Origin of the sequence: Nocardia rhamnosiphila NBRC 108938 (assembly GCF_000720425.1) — a bacterium.
In the GTDB taxonomy this organism is placed as follows: domain Bacteria; phylum Actinomycetota; class Actinomycetes; order Mycobacteriales; family Mycobacteriaceae; genus Nocardia; species Nocardia rhamnosiphila.
The window spans coordinates 143,726-161,874 of the sequence record NZ_JOAJ01000010.1 but is presented as its reverse complement, the minus strand read 5'-3'; the positions used below and the strand labels follow the sequence as shown (position 1 = coordinate 161,874).

The following is an 18,149-nucleotide window of genomic DNA, read 5'->3' as shown; positions in this document are numbered from 1 at the left end:
GTCTCGTCAGCGCAGGCAAGCCGGTCCGAACAGCGCTTTCAGCTCACCCATCAGCGCGGGTGACGTGGTGATCCGGAAGCGGGGGTCCAGGGCGAGTAGCCGGGGACCCCGGGCGCCGATCAGGTCGATTCGCAGGTCGGTGGGGCCGGGATGCCGCTGCAGGGTCTCGCGCAGGGCGCGGACCGTATGCGGGGTGCAGGCCGCCACGGGCAGGGTGAGGGTGAGTGGTCGTCCGGCGGTACCGGCGGTGAGATCCGGTGCGGTCACCTGATCGCCCAGCAGCGACCGGCGCCCGTCGCGGACGCTGACCGTCGCGGTGATCACCACGATCGCGTCCTCGGTGAGATATCCGGCGGCGGTGGCGTGGGCGGCGGGGAAGAACAGGATTTCGGCGCCGGCCTCCAGGTCCTCCAGGCGCACGACCGCCCAGGGCTCGCCCTTACGGGTGACGCGCCGGTCGACGGCGGCGATGATGCCGGCCAGCCGTACCCGGCGGCCGTGCGGGACGCGACCGTCGTGCAGGGCGGCGAGCGGGGTGTCGCCGGCGGCGCCCAGCGCGGCGGCGATATCGTCGAGCGGATGTCCGGAGACATAGAGCCCGAGCATCTCCCGTTCGTAACTCAATCGCTCGCGGGTTTCCCATTCCTCGTCGGGTACGGGTACCGCGAACACGGAGGCGCTCGCCGCGGGGTCGGCGGTATCTCCGGAGAAGAGGTCGAATTGTCCGCGTGCCGCGGCTTTCTTGGTGACCGTCACCGCGTCGATCGCTTCGCAGTGGATCGTGTACAGGCCTTTGCGGGGATGGCCGAGGGATTCGAAAGCGCCCGCTTTGACCAGTGATTCGACCACTTTCTTGGCGCACGCCACACTGTCGGCTTTCGTCAGGTAGTCGGAGAAACAGGTGAACGCACCGGCCGACTCGCGTGCCCGGATCACCGCCCGCACCACCGGTTCGCCGACATTGCGGACCGCGCCCAGGCCGAAGCGGATATCGGGCCCGACGCTGGTGAACGTGGCCGCCGACTGGTTCACATCCGGTGGCAGCACCCGGATCCCACGTTTGCGGCAGTCGGCCAGATAGATCGCCGATTTGTCCTTGTCGTCTCCGACCGAGGTGAGCAGGGCGGCCATGAACTCCGCCGGATAGTTGGCCTTGAGGTAGGCGGTCCAGTACATCACCAGGCTGTAACCGGCGGCATGCGATTTGTTGTAGGCGTAGCCGGCGAACGGCAGCACCGCCTCCCACAGCGCGGTCACCGCCGCGTCGCTGTAGCCGTTGCCGCGCATACCGTCGCGGAAGTTCTCGAACTCCATGGCCAGCACTTCCGGTTTCTTCTTACCCATCGCCCGGCGCAGCAGGTCGGCCTGGCCCAGGGAGTATCCGGCGACCTGCTGCGCGATCTGCATGATCTGCTCCTGGTAGACGATCAGCGCGTAGGTTTCGGCGAGGACCGCGCGCAGCGCTTCGTCGAGTTCGGGGTGGATCGGCGTCACCGCTTCCCGCCCGTTCTTGCGATCGGCGTAGGACCAGTGCGCCCCTACGCCCATCGGCCCCGGCCGGTAGAGGGCGTTGGAGGCCACCAGATCGTTGAACTCGGTGGGGGCCATCCGCAGCAGCAGCTCCCGCATACCGGCCGAGTCCATTTGGAACACCCCGAGATTGTCGCCGCGCGCCAGCATGGCGTAGGTGGGTTCGTCGTCGAGGGCGAGGGTGTCCAGGTCGATCTCGATACCACGGTTGCCGCGAATATTGTCGAGGCAGTCACCGATCACGGTGAGGGTGCGCAGACCCAGGAAATCCATTTTCAACAGGCCGACGGCCTCACACGACGGGTAGTCCCAGCCGGTGATGATCGCCCCGTCCTGCGGGCGCTTCCACAGCGGCACGATATCGAGCAGCGGTTCGCTGGACAGGATCACCGCGCAGGCGTGGACCCCGGCGCCGCGGACCATCCCCTCGAGTCCGACCGCGGTGTCGTAGATACGGCGCATATCCGGTTCGGCCTCGATGAGGGCTCGCACCTCGGCGGCCTCGCCGTAGCGTTCGTGGCCGGGATCGGTGATCCCGGCCACCGGGATGTCCTTGGCCGCCACCGCGGGCGGCAGCGCCTTGGTGATCCGGTCGGCGAGCGCGAACCCGGGCTGACCGAACTGGACGCGGGCGGCGTCCTTGATGGCCGCCTTGGTCTTGATGGTGCCGAAGGTGATCACCTGCGCGACCTTGTCCGCGCCCCAGCGGTCGGTGGCGTAGCGGATCATCTCGCCGCGGCGGCGGTCGTCGAAATCGATATCGATATCGGGTGCCGACGGGCGTTCGGGGTTGAGGAACCGTTCGAACAGCAGTCCGTGCTCGATGGGGTCGATATTGGTGATCGCCAGCGCGTAGGCCACCAGCGACCCCGCCGCCGAACCACGGCCGGGGCCGACCCGGATACCGACCCGGCGCGCGTGCGCCACCAGATCGCCGACCACCAGGAAGTAGGCGGGAAAGCCCTTGTCGCGGATGATGTCCAGCTCGAACTGCGCGCGGCCGCGGTAACTGCCGGGTACGCCCGCGGGGAACCGCCAGCGCAGGCCCGCGTCCACTTCGCGGCGCAGCCAGCTGTCCTCGGTATGACCTTCGGGCACCGGGAACACCGGCATCCGGTCGCGGAATTCCCACACCTCGTCGTACGGTTCGATACGTTCGGCCACCGCGAGGGTGGTATCGCAGGCGCCGGGCACTTCCTCGTCCCACAGGGCGCGCATCTCCGCCGCGGACCTGAGATAGAAACTGTCACCGTCGAACCGGAACCGTGCCGGATCCGACAGCGTCTTCCCCGTCTGCACACACAGCATCGCCTCGTGGGCCGCCGCCTGCTCCCGCAGCACGTAGTGACAGTCGTTGGTGGCCAGTGCGGTGAGCCCGGCCTTGCGGCCGACGGCGAGCAGACCGTCGCGGACCCGGCGTTCGATCGCCAGCCCGTGGTCCATCACTTCGAGGAAGAAGTTGTCCGGGCCGAAGATATCGCGCCAGCGGCCCGCGGCCGCGTAGGCGGCGTCGAACTGCCCCAGCCGTAGGCGGGTCTGGACCTCGCCGGACGGACACCCCGTGGTCGCCAGGACACCGTCGGCGTGTTCGGCGACGAGTTCGGCGTCCATCCGCGGCCATTTCCCCAACTGCCCCTCGAACGACGCACGCGACGAGAGCCGGAACAGATTGCGCAGCCCCACTGCGTTCCGGGCGAAAAGTGTCATGTGCAGATACGCGCCCGACCCCGACACATCGTCGGATTTCTGCCCGGGCTCACCCCAGAAGACGCGCTTGCCGGAGAACCTGGATTCCGGTGCGATATACGCCTCGATACCGATGATCGGTTTCACCGGCGAATCCCGGGACTGCCGGAAGAACTCCGCGGCCCCGTACATATTGCCGTGATCGGTCATCCCGACCGCCGGCATCCCCAGGCGCTCGGCTTCCGCGAACAGCGGCCCCACCTTCGCCATACCGTCGAGCATCGAATACTCGGTGTGGTTGTGCAGATGCACGAAAGACGTGTCCGTCATCGATCACCCCGTGCCGTAGGACCGGGCCCGCGGCCGGTTCGGTTGTCGATCCGGTGGGCCGATATGGTCATTTTGGCTACATATGACCAGCTCAAATGTGCTGAGTCGAACAATCGACATGACAGCGGAGACAACCAATGGATGTATCAGGAGGTGGGGTGGGGGAGCTCGATCTGGCGACGGTGCGGGCCTTTGTCGCCGTCGCCGACGAAGGCCGGTTCGGCGCCGCCGCGGCGCTGCTCGGGATCAGCCAGCAGGCGGTATCCAAACGTATCGCCCGGCTGGAGAACCAGCTCGGCCTCGATCTCTTCGACCGGATACCCACCGGCGCGGCCCTGACCGCGTCCGCTGCCCGGTTCCTGCCGCACGCGCGCTCGCTGCTCGCCGTCGCCGACGAGGCCGTGGCCACGGTGGTACGGCGACCACGGCCGCTGCGGGTGGCGGTACTGGGCGAGCGGGCGACCGAGATGCGGGCCATGCGGTATTACCTCGGCCGCCACCCCGACCGCGATACCGAGATCGTGCTGACCAACGCCTTCGTCACTTCCCGGGACGCGCTGGTGGCGGGCCGGGTGGACGCGGCCGTCGCCCGCGCCGCGGGCGGCCCCCGGCCCCTGCCGGCGCGGATCGCGGCCGTCCCGTTCCTACTGGACCCGCTACATCTGCTGGTCGGTAAGGATCATCCGCTGGCCGGACGCGCGGCGGTCTCGCTGGCCGAACTGACCGGGGTGACGGTATGGGTGCCGGGGACCTCGGTGGAATCGGAGTGGACCGACTACTACCGCGAACTGAGCCGGTCCAGCGGAGTCGTGATCGACAGCAGTCGCCGGTCCGAACTGTTTCCCGAGGTCACCATCGGTCGCGGGCCGGCACCGATCGCGATGGTGATCGAGCACATCGCCGATTCGGACACCCTCGCGACCTTCAGCGCGGAAGGTTTCGAATCCCCGTGGCATCCGCATATCCGCCGGGTGCCGATCGTGGACCCGACCCCTGCCTACCCGCACGCGCTGCTGTGGGACAGGACCGACCCGCATCCGGGTATCGCGGATCTGGTCGCCTATTTCCGCGACAACTACAACCGCGATATCGCGCGCGACTGCTGGATCCCGGAGATCGATCGGCCCCTGTTCGTCTCCGCGTAGCGGACGCGGACGAGCGGGCGGCTCAGGCCGAGCTGATCCGGTAGATGCGCAGATCCTCGGGTACCCCGCTCAGGGGCGCGGCGAAGAAACTGCGACGGTAGGGGCGAGCGGTCTGCCCCAGCTCGGCCAGGGTCTCCGGGCTCAGCGCGGTCAGGGTGGTGTGGGACACCATCATCTTGCCGTTGCCGCCGGCCTCCATCACCCGGGCGGCGATGGTGACGTCCACGCCCAGCCAGTCCCCGCCGATCTCTCGCGGTGAACCGGTGTGCAGGCCGATCCGCATCCGGGGCCGGTAGTCGCCCGCGGTCACCTCGGCCAGATTGCGTTTCGCGGCGATCGCGGCCCGGACGGCCCGATCGGCGGACGGGAACACCGCCATGACGCCGTCACCCATTCGCTTCACCACCTGGCCGCCGCGTTCGGCGATGGGGGGTTCGATGGCCTTGGCCACCTTGCGCAGCAGGTCCAGGGTGGCTTCGTCGCCCGCGGTGAGCGACCAGGAGGAGAACGACACCAGATCGGTGAACATCACCGTCATCTCCTCGGTGCCCTTACCGCGACCGAGGCGTTCGAGCATGGCCTGCCAGACCTGCAGCGCACCGAACCCGATCTCGCGGGCAGCGCTGGGATTGTCGCCGACCAGCCGGTCCGCGGCTCGTGCCACGGCGCGCGCGCCGCCGGGGCCGGTGACCGAGAGTGGGTCACCGAAGGCGGGATCGCCGGGGAGTTGATGACGGGCCCGCCGCAGAACCTCGATCACATCCGGTCGCTGGTTTGCCGCGTTCATCAGGGCAGACAGCGGATGGACACGGCGTACCGCGCCGACGGCGGCGCCGTTCTCGGGGGCCGGCCCGACCGCCGGCTCGTCGGTGGACGCGTGATCGGCGCCCGGCGCGGCGGCGCTGTCGACCTCCGGCTCCGGTACGGCTCGGCCGGAGGGCTTTTCGTTCACGCCCCGAGGGTATCTCAGGGAATCGGACGCGAGGGGAACGCTGATAATCGTCACCTGTCGCCTCTCTATCGGAGGAGTGCGGCACGCCGTTGGGTCCGCCGATGGAAAACGTTCGGTGCCTGACCACGATCGTAGCGACGACCGGCCGGCTGCCGGTGAACGCTTGGTTACAGATATTTGGCAAGTCGCGAAGAGTCCCCTGCCTTCGCTGGTGACCCGGGGTGCAACCACCCCGGTGTGACCACGACCACCGGCCCGGTGCATTGCGCACCGGGCCGGTGGTAAGTGCACTCCGACGACCGGGCAGTGGCCGCCGGCGTGCGGGGCGCGCGATCCTCCCGACAAGGCCGCGCTCACCCCATACCCGAGCGGCGAGGGAAGCGGCTCGGGCGATTCGGTCAGGCGTCGCGCTGGTTGACAACCACCAGGGCGACACCGGTGACGAGTGCGACGAAGGCGATGAAGTAGACGAGGCTGCCCCATACGCCCCAGTGCCAGTTACCCGACGCCATCGACTCGTCCATCAGCGCGAAGCGGCTCGCATTCTGGAACGGCAGGAACGCGCTGATCTCACGTCCTACTTTACCCAGTGCCCCGACCAGCGGTTCGATGATCAGCTGCCAGAGCACGATCAACGAGATCGCCGCCGCCGACTGCCGGACCAGTACACCGATGGCGATGGCCAGCACCACGTTGAGGAAGGCCAGGACCGGTATCGAGTACAGGGCACGCCAGTTGCCCTCCAGGATCAGGGTGGAGCCGGCGTCCCCGGCGACCGCCTTGGCCACCGCGTACGCGGCGAAGGCCAGCACCGTGGTCAACGCGGCGGCGTAGAGCCCGACCAGGCCCGCCTTGGTGCCGATCACCAGGATGCGGTTGGGTACGGCCTGGAAGGTGGTCCGGATGATGCCGAACCGGTACTCGCTGGTCACGGTGAGGGTGGCCATGATGGCCAGCACCATCACCCCGAACCCGCTGATCCCGAGGAAGGCGGTGTCCACGGTCAGCGCGGGGGCTCCCGAGGCCTGCGGGTCGTCGGCGGCGATCCGCCCGATCAGCCCGAACAGTGCGGCGAACCCGACCGCGAGGGCCACCACGATCAGCGAGCACCACCACGGCGAGCGGGTCGAGGTGAGTTTGATGCGTTCCGCGGCGATCACACCCATTACTTGGTACCTCCGAGAACCTTGGGCTCGACCGGCTGCGGCCCGGGGGCCCCGGGCGGGGCCGCCGCGACATCGCCCTGCGGGCCGACCTCACCGTGATACTGGACATCCCCGCCGGTCATCCGCATGAACGCCTCCTCCAGCGAGCCCCGCTGCGGGGCGAGCTCGTAGAGGGTGATGTTGTGCTCACCGGCCAGTGCGCCGACCGCGTCGCTGGTGACCCCGTTGACCACGAGTGCCGCGCCGTCGGCGTTGCCCTCGTTCTGTTTCACGGTCATCCCGTTGGAGGTGAGCAGACTGCGCAGTTCGTCGAGCTGCGGGCTGCGCACCCGCACCGACGACTCCGACGCGCGTTCGATGAACTCCGCGGTGGTGGAATCGGAGATGAGCCGGCCGCGGCCGATGACCACCAGATGGTCAGCGGTCTGCGACATCTCCGAGAGCAGATGGCTCGACACCAGCACGGTACGGCCCTCGGCGGCCAGCCGCTGCATGAACCGCCGGATCCAGAGAATGCCCTCCGGGTCCAGGCCGTTGACCGGCTCGTCGAAGAGCAGGACTTTCGGATCGCCCAGCAGGGCGCCCGCCAGGCCCAGTCGCTGCGACATACCCAGGGAGAACCCGCCGGCCGATTTACCGGCCACCTCCGACAGACCCACCAGCCGCAAGACCTCCTCCACCCGGGATTTCGGCAGCCCGTTGGAGGCCGCCATCCATTCCAGATGGGCTCGCGCCGACCGGTTGGGATGCACCCATTTCGCGTCCAGCAGCGCGCCGACCTCACGCAACGGATGTTTCAGCTGCCCGTACGGTCTGCCGTCGATGAGCGCGGTGCCCGCGGTGGGGCGATCCAGGCCGAGGATCATGCGCATAGTGGTGGATTTACCGGCGCCGTTCGGTCCCAGGAACCCGGTGACCTGACCGGGTTGCACGGTGAAGGTCAGGTCCTGGACCGCGACGGTCTGCCCGTAGTGCTTGGTCAAGCCCCGGACTTCGATCATGCCGACCAGCATGCCCTATCCGCGGAGCGCTCGCGTCGCCCGATGGTCGCCATCCGCACTCATCCTGGAGGATGACCCGGCCCCGGCCCGGCACCCACTCGCGGTGGGGTCGGTCTCGGGGATCTACCGTCCGGGTGAGGACGCCTGGGCCCAGAACCGCTTGGGGATCCGGCCCGCCTCCCGCGCCCGGTAACCGGCCCGCACCGCGTCGGCCATGGCGGCGGCCATCAGGGCCGGATGCCTGGCCCGGGTCACCGCGGTGGCCAGCAGTACCGCGGAGCAGCCGAGCTCCATGGCGAGCGCGGCGTCGCTGGCGGTCCCGATACCGGCGTCCAGGATCACCGGCACCTGGGCGCGGCTCACGATCATCTCGATATTGTGCGGATTGCCGATACCCAGACCGGTGCCGATCGGGGCGCCCAGCGGCATCACCGCCGCGCACCCCGCGTCCTCGAGCCGCCGCGCCAGTGCCGGATCGTCGTTGGTATAGGGCAGCACGGTGAAACCGGCGTCCACCAGCTGTTCGGCGGCGTCGATCAGTTCGATGGGGTCGGGCAGCAGGGTCCGGTCGTCGGCGACCACCTCGAGTTTGACCCAATTCGTATCCAGCGCCTCGGCCGCCAACCGGGCGGTGAGCACCGCCTCGGCGGCCGTGCGGCAGCCCGCGGTATTGGGCAGCGGCGCGATATCGAGCCGTTTCAGCAGGTCGAGCACACCGGTACCGCCCGCGGCGTCGACCCGCCGCATGGCGACCGTGGTCAGCTCCGTACCCGAGGCCAGCAGCGCCTCCTCCAGCACGGTCAGATTCTCCGCGCCGCCGGTGCCCATGATCAGCCGGGAGCCGAAGGTGCGGTCGGCGATGCGCAGTGCTTCGTCAGCCACCCTGAACCGCCGTGAGCACATCGATCTCCCAGCCGCGGCCCACCGGCTCGTCCCAGCGGGAGCGCGGGAACACGGCGCCGTCGACCGCCAGCGCCACGCCCTGGCGCGGCAGTTCGAGGTGTTCCAGCAGTTGGCGCACCGTGAGCTGTTCGGTGAACTCGTGCTCGGTTCCGTTCACCGTGACCCCGATCGGCACGGACGATCCGTGCGCCGGTGAGCCCGGTGTGGACGACTGTGTCATCGACTACCTCCTGAGGGTGTGGATGCCGTGAACCGGTTCGGATCGGCCGCCGCGACCGCGGCCAGCGGTCGCCCGTTCAGCTCGGCCACCACCGCCTCGGCGGTGAGCGCGCTGGTCAGCATGCCGTTGCGGCCGTGCCCGGTGGCCGCGATCACGCGGTCGGACAGCCACCCGACGAGGGGGAGATTGTCGGGGCTGCCGGGTCGCGCGCCGGCGGCGGCTTCGAGCAGTTCGTATTCGCCGATCCCGGGCAGCACGGTCTCGGCGTCCCCGATGAGGTCGCGGACCCCGGCGACGGTGACCGCGGTATCGAAACCGGCTTCGTACTGGGTGGCGCCGAGCACCAGACCGTCGGCGCGGGGCACGAAGTACACGGGCCGCCCGTGCACGCGCGCCCGCACCACCCGGGTGGGCGGCGGTTGGGCGCCGGGGCGGTGGCGGAGGCGCAGGATCTCGCCCTTCACCGGGCGGACCGGCAGGCCGGGCCACAGTTCGGCCGAGGCGGCACCCGCGGCCAGCACCACCTGCCGCTGGTCGAGTTCGGTGAGGTCGTGGACCCGGTCCGCGCGCACGGTCACCCCGGCTCCGGCCACGGCCTTGCGCAGCGCGGTCAGCAGCCGGCGGTTGTCGAGGGCCGGTTCGGTGGGCGCCAGCAGCCCGGCCCGCACCGTGCGGGCCAGCGCCGGTTCCAGCTCCCGGACCCCGGCCCGGTCCAGTACCCGGAGTTCGTGGCCGCGCTCACCGACCCATTCGGCGACCGTGCGCAGGTCGGCGGCATCGGCGGCGTCCTGGGCGACGGTCAGGGTCTCGGCGGCGACGAAAACGTCCACACCGGTGACGGCCTCGAGTCGCGCCGCGAAATCCGGCCAGTGGGCCAGAGCCGCCGCACCGAACTCCAATACCGCGTCCTCGCCGGGCCAGCCTTCCGACAGTGGGGCGAGCATCCCGCCGGCCACCCAGGAGGCGCCGCTGCCCACCGCCGGATCGAACAGGGTCACCGTCCGGCCCGCCTCGGCGGCCCGCCAGGCCACGGCCAGCCCGATCACCCCGCCGCCGACGACGGCGAGGGTCGAATCGGTGGCCCGGCCGCTCACCTGTGCCACCTCCTCCGGAAAACACGGTGGGCGGCGGCGGTAGGGCCGGATCGATGGATCGGCGCCGGGCTACATCGCGCCGGCCGGGTCCGGCTCGCCGCCCGCGCCGCGCGCGCGGATGTTCGCACTACGTTCCACCTCCTGCAACTTCTCCACGTTAGCGCGGTTACGGTGGCAGCTGTGCAACCGTCCTCCGCTCGCCGACCGCTGCCCCCGCGCGACCGCCTCGCGACCGCCCGGCTGTACCTGTGCACCGACGCCCGCCGGGAGAAGGGGGACCTCGCCGAGTTCGCGGAAGCGGCCCTCGCCGGTGGCGTGGACATCATCCAGCTCCGGGACAAGGGCTCGCCCGGGGAGCGGCAGTTCGGCCCGCTCGAGGCCAAGGGCGAACTCGCGGCGCTCGCCGAGCTGAAGGCCGCGACCCGCCGCCACGGTGCGCTGCTCGCGGTCAACGATCGTGCCGATATCGCGCTGGCGGCGGGTGCCGATGTGCTGCATCTGGGTCAGCAGGATCTGCCGCCCTGGTACGCCCGCAAGATCCTCGGCCCGGATGTGGTGCTCGGGCGGTCCACCCACGACCGGGAGCAGGCCCGGCTGGCCGCGGGTGACGAGAACCTCGACTATTTCTGCACGGGTCCGGTGTGGGCGACCCCGACCAAACCGGGGCGCACACCCGCCGGGTTGGAGCTGGTACGTGAGACCGCGGCGGCGTCGCCGACCCGGCCGTGGTTCGCCATCGGCGGAATCGACGAAGCGACCCTTCCCGAAGTGCTCGCGGTGGGCGCCGAGCGGGTGGTCGTGGTGCGCGCGATCACCGCCGTCCCGGACCCGGAGTCCGCCGCGCGTGCACTGAAGGCCGCGCTGCTGAACGCCTGAGCCGCGCTCGTTCGGCGTCGGCCGACAGCGCGGCTGTGGCCGGACAGACCCCACACGGCCGGGACACCGGTCGTGCCCAGCGGATGGCTGATGAACTCCGGCGCGAGAATCGTTTCGAGAGCAGCCGGATCGCGCTCGCGGCGCTGCTCGGGCTGGAATCCGACCTCCAAGTGGTCGCCGAAGTGGGTCGCGGGGACGAGGTGCTCGACGTGGTCGCGCGGACGAACCCGGATGTGGCGCTGCTCGATGTCGAGATGCCGGGCGCCGACGGTATCGCCGTGGCCGCGGAGCTGCACGCGAAGCATCCCGCGGTGCGGATACTCGTGGTGACGACCTTCGGCAGGCCCGGCTATCTGCGCCGGGCGATCGATGCGGGGGCGGGCGGGTTCATGGTCAAGGACACTTCCGGCCCGTGCGTTGGCGATGCCGTCCGGCGGGTTCACCTGGGTCCGCGGGTGGTGGACCCGGCGCGTGCCCGAAGGGACGGTGCGCAACCATCTGTCCGCCGCCGTCGGCAAGACCTCGACCAGTACGCGCGCCGAAGCGGTACGGGCCGCGGAGCGGATGGGCTGGCAGTAGCGGGTGGGTCCCGCAACGTCTGCCTCCGCGGAATCGAGCTGCTGATCCGGACGGGAAAGCGCGCCGGCCGTGCCCGGCGCAGAGGGGCAGGGCCGGCGCGTGTTCCGGCGGTGCCAGGGGAGAGGTGTCCGGTGGAACCCGGTCGCATCCCCGGGCTCTGGTTCACCGCGACGTCCCGCCTGTCGCGCAACGCGCCGTGCCCTGAGTGTTGACCCCGACGGCGCTTCGGAAACATGTCCGGCCGCCGGGTCCCGTTGTGAGTGGTCACAGGTGGTGCGGTCGGGGCCGGTCGAGCGTTCGGTGCCGGCGTGGTCTGGGCGTCAGAGCAGCCAGAGCACCGCACCCAGTGCCGCGAGTACGGCGCAGACCCCCAGCGCGACCGCGAGCGGCCGGGTGGTCTTCCAGGTGGTGTAGGCGCCGCCGATGAGAAAACCGGCGAGGGTGAACAGCAGAACTACGGCGACATCGGTGGACACAGAGCCCTATTGTGCCTGGTCTCGGTATCGTTTCGGGTTCGGTGTGGCGCGCGTGCCGTGGTCTGGGCTGTGGGGTGCGCCAACATTCGTGCTCGACTTGCGATGGTGACCCACCGCGTTCCCGGGCATCCGGACCGGCGCAGTTCTCCCCGAATCGGTCTCGGTTCCATGTACTCGGTGGATGTCCGGCGTGTAACTCCTTCCCGATCCTGATGGAACCGATCGCTGGTGCACGGCGTCAAACCTGGTGAGAGAGATCAGCGCGCACTTGACGCCGCTGTCCATGGGAGGGGAAGTAGGTCTGAATGGAACCGCAGTCGTCCGATCACAGCTTCGAGAGTCGAGCGAGCCACTGTCCTTGCACATGTCACCTCCGCACCACCGCCGCACGGGTGGCACCGTGCGACAGCGGTGGGTGCCGAGAGTGGGCCGCAGTTTCTGAACACCACTTCTAGCTGTACGACTCGGCGGTCCGTAGCTCGGCGCCTGGAGTGCCGGCTACGTGAACAAGGCCCGCCGTACATGGACGGAGCTATCGAAAAATTGAATAGAAACAGCTGACGACGTTCGGAGGGTGCGTCGGCGGTCGAATAATGCAAGCTTATTTCTGCTAGGGATAAGTTTAATTCCGCATACTCGAATAAATTAATCCCTGGGTCGGATTTGAAAAATCTGTGCGGTTTGAAGCTTGCGATTCTTCGAGAAACCAGTTAGCGTTCCAATCGCGTCCGGTGACGCATGAATTCTGAGAAAGGGGGTGATTGCTTTGCAGACCGCAGAAACTCCGGTGGATATCTACGAACTCAGCTCGGGGCCGCGTCCGGTGCCGACGGTGTTCCTCGACTGACCTCGGGCAGTGGCGCGTTTCCGTACGGGATCGCGCCACTGCCTGCCTCCATGGAGAAACCGGAAATGTCTCAACTGCACATGGACAGCGCCACACAGGCCTTCGTATCATTTGGTCGGCCACGCGAAAATCTGTCGGTTATCGATCACCGTTCCATCCAGTCGGCAGCTGTCGACTACTGGTTGTGCGTCGACGAACATCAGGTATGGGGCCCTTCGATGCTGCCACCGCCTGCGCTCCGGCCGGCACTCGCTGAGCATGGGATCGTACAGATGGGGCAGTTCGCCCTGAACAACGGTTCGCCGGTTTCTCGACGCATAGCGGCCGCAGAGCAGGCGGGAGATGTTCGTTCCCGGTTATGGCTGGCAAGACTGTATTTGCAAGCCGGGATCACACCGAAAGCCACACGGGCGATCGAGGAGGTTCTACGCCTGCAACCCGACTGTGAAGAGGCGGTATTGCTCCGAGGTATGGCACGGACAGCGGATTCCGTCATTCCGTTCGAGGCGGGCTCATCGAATCGACATTGGCGATCACCGGCCGTGGAATTCATGTTTCATATGGTGAGTATGCGATACGCATATGTGCAGGCATCGTGGCAGGATCTCGATCGAATGCTGCGACGTGCCTCTGAAATAACCGAGGGCATCGCAGAAACCGATGTTGTGGCAGCTCGAATCGCGCGTATCAGGCTGAACCGATATTTCTGTGAGCTCTCGAATGATATGCGTACTGTGATCGCAGCTGTCGAAGAGCTCGCCGGATCGATCCGGTTCGCCGAAATAGAGGTATTGGCGCCCGAACAATTCTTGGAGTTGGAAGCGGCCAGGCGATTCGTGGACCGGGCTACCATTATCGGCCTCCGGAAAAAGGAAGAGCCAGTGGCGCGTCTCGCTTCCTCGCTCGCATTGCGGCTGGACCCGTGGTGCGCACGGTCGCATTTGTTGTACGCCGTCGCCCACCGGCGCGAAGTACACACCGCGCGCAAATATCTGGCGTCTGCGGCGGCCCTCGGGGTCCTGGAACGTCGATACGCCCGCCGGATGGCGAGCCCGGAGGGCGCGCTCCAACGCAACTATCGTTTCAAGGAGCTTCCCATTTTTCCTTCGCACACTGATAGCGAGTCATACGAACCCGGCTCGTGCGCGCGTATCGCGGCCAGGTATCGGCCGTTCCTCGAGATCCGCCCTCCGGGCATCGATGCGCCGCTACTGTGCCATGCGCCGTTGATGCTGTACAGGTACCTCGAGAGCGAGCATGTCGAATACTTCGGTAGCGTGACTCTACAGCGTGCGATGGTGCTCGGTTTTCGCGAAGAGCTCCGCAGTTCGATGCATGGACAGCAACTCGGTGAAGGCGCGGCCGAAGGCCTCGTCGAGTGGCGGAACTCTCCGAACGATGGCTGCCGACACGTGTTCGAGATGTGGTCCGGGCTGGCCGGACTGCCGGCCGCCACCCGGGCCAAGGTGATCAAGTTGATCACCGCGTTGGGATTCTTCACCGAAGCCAGGGAGGCCGTCGAGGGCCTGCTGTATGAGGATCGGCCCTTGTCACCGGACGAATTCTATCTACACGTTCTGCGTCACTACGTCGTCAATCTGACGGATGAACCGGGTTCGTATCGTTCGTCCCTCGGCGAGGAACTTTCCGCAACGGTGCAGGGGGCGAATTCCGATCCGCGCATTCTTCGCATGCTGTTGAATCTGTCCGTGTACGGAATGGTGCAATCGGCTCGCCGGAAAGATGTACAGGGCGTCGAGCAGTGGCGGGACAACGGGTGCATGTACCTTGCTCGATACACGAGCAGGGACGAGGTTTCCGACTTCGAATCTCATCTCATGACCAGTAGATACTGGCGCGCGGCCACATTCCTGCCCTACCTGACCGGCGATCATGATGCGTTGGTGCGCGAGTTCCAACTCGTTCTCGACCATGCGCATGCGGCCGAACCGGGCAGTGATCAGGAGGTGATCTTGCGGCGCGAGAATCTTATCCCCGCGTACGAATCCGCGTCGAGAACCTATCAGGCGATCGGCTGCGCCGACGAAGCCATCGAATACATGGAGCGCGCATCCGCGGTCGATCCCCTCGACAGCAAGGTCCTTCTGCAGGTGGGAGATCTGTACCAGCGTAGATCCGACTTCGAGACCGCGTCCGGCTACTTCGACCGGGCGGCTGCCATCGCGGTTCCGCACGGTGCTCTCTCCTGGTTCCGCGCGGGACGAGCACGTCATCTCGCCGGTGACCATGCGGGCGCTATCGACCGTTATCTGCGATCCGTCCAGTTGCAACCGGCCGGAGTATCGAACTACCGCAACATCATGTCGATAGCGCGAGAGCAATCGGACACCTATCTGCACAGCTGGGCGGCTTCGGCCCTTGCGGGGCAGAAGCGAGGGGAGTAGTAGGTCATGCCTGAAAGGTGGCAGACGGGTCTATTACTGATCTGGGGTGCTTATCTGTTGTGGTCCTCTGTATCGCCGAGACCCAACTTCGCTTCTTGGCATATGTTTGCGGGGGTTACGCACACGCAATTCTTTTTACACGACGGCGCCGGTCGCCGGTTCGACTGCTGGAGGTATATCCCGCATACCAAGCTGGGACTGTCGTTGTCGGAGGCAGAATTCTTATTGATATATGTGACGAAAGTGCACGGGTTACGAGATCTATGTGGAACGATCGTCAATCGGACCGATTTCGTGACAGTCCGTCACCGCGTCGTGGATTCTGAGTTGGTGAAGTAGCCGTGCTGGATTCGGTCCGTGATGATCCTGTCCTGGCGAGCACCTTACTCTCGATATTGCTCGGAGTCGGTTTGTTCATCGAGGCATGCGTTCACATAAAGCGTGGTTACCTGTTCGCGTATCGCCCGATCAGCTACCTGTACTTCCGGGTCCGCGCAGGACGCCCGGCCCGAATCCGGAGGTTTCTCCCCGGTGCAACCGCCTACCAGCTGATGTTCATAACCCGTATGGTCGCGGCATCTGCTCTGATCTTCGGCCAGGCCCCACGAGTGGCCTTGATCATCGTCGCAGCGATAACGTTCCTCGAAACGCGCCTGTACTTCAACTTCCACAGCGCATTTTTCGTCTTGCTGTCGGTATCACTGTTGTTCTCCCCGGTCGCGGAGGGGGGTGTATTGCATCTATTGTCATACGAATCGACGGTTCCGTTCCGGTATGCGGAAGGCAGTCCGAGTCTCGGCTTATCCATGGCCGGGATGTTGTTGCTATCGCTGTACTGGGGCGGTGTTCGCCGCAAAGCGAACCGTAGCTTTGTGTCCGGCAATGTTATAGTCGCCACATTGAATTTCTTGGAGAGTGAGACCGAGCATCGCCGACACCACGATTCCGCGCTGCCGGCCTCGTGGCGGAAGTATTTCGCGAATCTGGAGCCCGGCTCTCCGATGCCGATGCTGCTAACATCGACTGTTCTGTCGATGGAGATATTGATACCGATCGGTCTGATGTTCTCCTGTACTCAAGCTTTCGCGATAGGAGCGGGTATGGTCCTGCACGGCGCTTTCTTCCTGCTTTTCCCGGGGACCCTCGCATCCTTTTCTATCGTGACCTTGGCGTCGTATGTCTCGATCATCAACGTATCCGGAGCTCTCGGGCTGTGACTATGGCTGTATTTGCTGACAGGGCGCGTTTGAACACCTTCTGGGCCGGTCAGACACTGGGCGCGTTGGGCGCCGGTTTGCTCCCTTTCTGTGTCGGGTTGATAGCGGTGGCAGCACTCGATGCCGGACCAGCGGAAATGGCGGCGATAACCGTTGCGTCGCTTGTGCCCCGGGTGCTGTTCACGCTCCACGCGGGGGCATACGTCGAGAGGCTGGGCCGATGGCGCTCCATGCTGTGGTCGAACACCGCCGAAGTGGCTATCTGGTGTGCGGCAATCGGGCTCGGTACGCTGCTGGGAAGCTCGATCTGGATCCTGGTCGCGACGGTCTTCCTGAGCGAAGCGGCTCGGACCGTCAACGGTGTCGCATTCCAGGCCGTGGCTCCATTGCTCACGAACAGGACCGGACTGCGCTCCGCCAATGCGAAATTCGGTGTATCCGACGCCTTCGCACAAGTTGCTGCACCGGTGATCGGTAGCTGGATATTTCTCGTCGCGGGTGGCACGGCCACGATCCTTGCCGGGGTCGCGATGATCTGTGTGCTGATAGGGGTGGTTCTCGTCTGCCGGACGGCTGAGGAAGTGCCCGAACGGTTGCACCGTGCGAATGTTCACCGCCTGGTGGTCGAAGGCCTGCGCTTCGTCGGCAAGGACCGGATACTGCGCGGCCTCGCTCTGGCCAACATGTCGGCGAATTTTTTCTTGGCCTTCATCTCTGCCCTGTGGCTGCTGTACCTGCTCGACGAACTCGGGTGGAGTCCGGGGGTAGTGGGCACGGTCGGTGGTATCGGGGCGGTCGGGGGGCTCCTCGGCGGTCCGGTTGCACTGTTTCTGGGCAGACGCATCGGCGACTCGCGGACAATAGTGCTCTTGTCGTGGACCTTCTGCCCGGCGTACCTGATCGCGCTGATTCCGGTCGGTGGATTCCCCCGGGTCGTCCTGGTAACGGCGAGTACCGCCCTGGTTTCTCTGTGCCTGGTTTCCTACAACGTCCTTCAAAGGACGCTCAGACAGTCGATAACTCCGCCGGAACTCTTGGCGCGACTCAGTGCCTCCGTGCGATGGACCGCCGCTGTCGGCGCGCCGATCGGCGCTGCTCTGGGGGGCGTTCTCGCCATGTTCCTCGGCGTTCGGATTGCCGTGACAGTTGGGATCGCCGGTCTCGTCGTGCCGGGGATTTCGACCACTATCGCCGGGTTGTGGCGTGCCCCCGCCGCCGATGAACCCGCCGACCACGAGCGAATACTCCAGCGCTGACTCCCGTCTGCGCTGCTCCGAAGAGAGCGGTACGGGCTTGATCCCGGCCCGGCCGCATCGGCTCCGGGACCATGGACTGCGTCGGCAGCAGCGCCGCATCGACCGCTTCCGCCCCGACCGGCCGCAGCACTCCAGCGCAGATGGTGTGCGTGGCGATATCGCCGGCTCGGCGCGGCCGATCACGCCGTCGTCCCTCACCGCCATCACCTCCAGCGGGTGGCGTCCAGCTGCACCTGCTCACCGGGGTGCGCCGCTGTGGTCGCGGTGAAGGTCCGATCGGGTGTGCTCGCGGTCTGCCGCCGTGCCACCGCCGAGGGTGCGCTTGCCGGGTGGCCCTGAGGGCGTGCCGAATCTCCCGAGAACCGCCATCGGCGCTGCTCGGGGCCAGGTCCGGAGTCCGGAATATTAACAAGCACGCGTGCTTGATTTTTTAGCCACCGCCTGTGATGCTGGGGCGGTACGCGGA

At 66.8% G+C, this 18,149-nt stretch carries 13 protein-coding genes and 1 pseudogene; 6 read left to right on the top strand and 8 right to left on the bottom strand.

The genetic code is table 11. The features are described 5' to 3' along the window. Positions 1-6: 6 nt before the first annotated feature. Complete coding sequence (dnaE, locus tag IG75_RS0130265; RefSeq protein WP_030524757.1) at positions 7-3,546, bottom strand: DNA polymerase III subunit alpha; 3,540 nt, start codon at positions 3,544-3,546, stop codon at positions 7-9. Positions 3,547-3,683: 137 nt separating this feature from the next. Between dnaE and IG75_RS0130260 the strand changes: the two genes are divergently transcribed. Further along, positions 3,684-4,691 (top strand): LysR family transcriptional regulator, encoded by a 1,008-nt coding sequence (locus IG75_RS0130260; RefSeq protein ID WP_036515566.1) that lies wholly within the window; start codon positions 3,684-3,686, stop codon positions 4,689-4,691. A gap of 22 nt (positions 4,692-4,713) precedes the next feature. Here IG75_RS0130260 and IG75_RS40455 read toward each other — a convergent pair whose 3' ends face one another. The 6 genes from IG75_RS40455 to thiO form a co-directional block, all read right to left on the bottom strand. Next, positions 4,714-5,478, bottom strand: a complete 765-nt coding sequence (locus IG75_RS40455; protein ID WP_030524755.1) for an adenylate/guanylate cyclase domain-containing protein — start codon at positions 5,476-5,478, stop codon at positions 4,714-4,716. Between the two features lie 563 nt (positions 5,479-6,041). Continuing rightward, positions 6,042-6,809 carry an ABC transporter permease gene (locus IG75_RS0130250; RefSeq protein WP_030524754.1) on the bottom strand — a complete coding sequence of 256 codons (768 nt, stop codon included), beginning with the start codon at positions 6,807-6,809 and terminating at the stop codon, positions 6,042-6,044. Then, a complete protein-coding gene (locus tag IG75_RS0130245) occupies positions 6,809-7,810 on the bottom strand; it encodes an ABC transporter ATP-binding protein (RefSeq protein WP_081877252.1) in 1,002 nt (333 codons plus the stop codon). The genes IG75_RS0130250 and IG75_RS0130245 overlap by 1 nt, the downstream gene beginning before the upstream one ends. A gap of 123 nt (positions 7,811-7,933) precedes the next feature. Next, on the bottom strand, positions 7,934-8,713 hold the full coding sequence (thiG, locus tag IG75_RS0130240; protein ID WP_281181646.1) for a thiazole synthase: 780 nt from the start codon (positions 8,711-8,713) through the stop codon (positions 7,934-7,936). Beyond that, positions 8,685-8,933 (bottom strand): sulfur carrier protein ThiS, encoded by a 249-nt coding sequence (gene thiS / locus IG75_RS0130235; protein ID WP_051715126.1) that lies wholly within the window; start codon positions 8,931-8,933, stop codon positions 8,685-8,687. Before thiS ends, thiG begins: the two co-directional genes overlap by 29 nt. Then, positions 8,930-10,027 carry a glycine oxidase ThiO gene (gene thiO, locus IG75_RS0130230; RefSeq protein ID WP_030524750.1) on the bottom strand — a complete coding sequence of 366 codons (1,098 nt, stop codon included), beginning with the start codon at positions 10,025-10,027 and terminating at the stop codon, positions 8,930-8,932. Before thiO ends, thiS begins: the two co-directional genes overlap by 4 nt. 180 nt (positions 10,028-10,207) lie before the next feature. Here thiO and thiE point away from each other — a divergent pair, with 180 nt between their 5' ends. Then, the gene (gene thiE / locus IG75_RS0130220) at positions 10,208-10,903 is read left to right on the top strand and encodes a thiamine phosphate synthase (RefSeq protein WP_051715122.1); all 696 of its coding nucleotides are present in this window, start codon (positions 10,208-10,210) and stop codon (positions 10,901-10,903) included. Between the two features lie 83 nt (positions 10,904-10,986). After that, positions 10,987-11,482: pseudogene (locus tag IG75_RS36725) on the top strand (response regulator). 320 nt (positions 11,483-11,802) lie between these two features. On the opposite strand, the gene IG75_RS39760 reads toward IG75_RS36725, so the two are convergent. Further along, positions 11,803-11,958, bottom strand: a complete 156-nt coding sequence (locus IG75_RS39760; protein ID WP_168165649.1) for a hypothetical protein — start codon at positions 11,956-11,958, stop codon at positions 11,803-11,805. An 897-nt stretch (positions 11,959-12,855) separates the two neighbouring features. On the opposite strand from IG75_RS39760, the gene IG75_RS0130195 reads away from it, so the two are divergent. The 3 genes from IG75_RS0130195 to IG75_RS0130185 all read left to right on the top strand — a co-directional run bounded on the left by IG75_RS0130195 (position 12,856) and on the right by IG75_RS0130185 (position 17,683). Next, positions 12,856-15,210: a tetratricopeptide repeat protein gene (locus IG75_RS0130195; protein ID WP_156059248.1), complete on the top strand. Its 2,355-nt coding sequence runs from the start codon at positions 12,856-12,858 to the stop codon at positions 15,208-15,210. Positions 15,211-15,551: 341 nt separating this feature from the next. Then, complete coding sequence (locus tag IG75_RS0130190; protein ID WP_030524747.1) at positions 15,552-16,427, top strand: hypothetical protein; 876 nt, start codon at positions 15,552-15,554, stop codon at positions 16,425-16,427. A gap of 2 nt (positions 16,428-16,429) precedes the next feature. After that, positions 16,430-17,683: an MFS transporter gene (locus tag IG75_RS0130185; protein WP_030524746.1), complete on the top strand. Its 1,254-nt coding sequence runs from the start codon at positions 16,430-16,432 to the stop codon at positions 17,681-17,683. Positions 17,684-18,149 lie beyond the last annotated feature (466 nt).

Bases quoted from the DNA above. Each gene is read 5' to 3' on its own strand.
- dnaE (WP_030524757.1), bottom strand. From the start codon at position 3,546: ATGACGGACACGTCTTTCGTGCATCTGCACAACCACACCGAGTATTCG.
- IG75_RS0130260 (WP_036515566.1), top strand. From the start codon at position 3,684: ATGGATGTATCAGGAGGTGGGGTGGGGGAGCTCGATCTGGCGACGGTG.
- IG75_RS40455 (WP_030524755.1), bottom strand. From the start codon at position 5,478: ATGAACGCGGCAAACCAGCGACCGGATGTGATCGAGGTTCTGCGGCGG.
- IG75_RS0130250 (WP_030524754.1), bottom strand. From the start codon at position 6,809: ATGGGTGTGATCGCCGCGGAACGCATCAAACTCACCTCGACCCGCTCG.
- IG75_RS0130245 (WP_081877252.1), bottom strand. From the start codon at position 7,810: ATGATCGAAGTCCGGGGCTTGACCAAGCACTACGGGCAGACCGTCGCG.
- thiG (WP_281181646.1), bottom strand. From the start codon at position 8,713: ATGTGCTCACGGCGGTTCAGGGTGGCTGACGAAGCACTGCGCATCGCC.
- thiS (WP_051715126.1), bottom strand. From the start codon at position 8,933: ATGACACAGTCGTCCACACCGGGCTCACCGGCGCACGGATCGTCCGTG.
- IG75_RS0130195 (WP_156059248.1), top strand. From the start codon at position 12,856: ATGGAGAAACCGGAAATGTCTCAACTGCACATGGACAGCGCCACACAG.
- IG75_RS0130185 (WP_030524746.1), top strand. From the start codon at position 16,430: ATGGCTGTATTTGCTGACAGGGCGCGTTTGAACACCTTCTGGGCCGGT.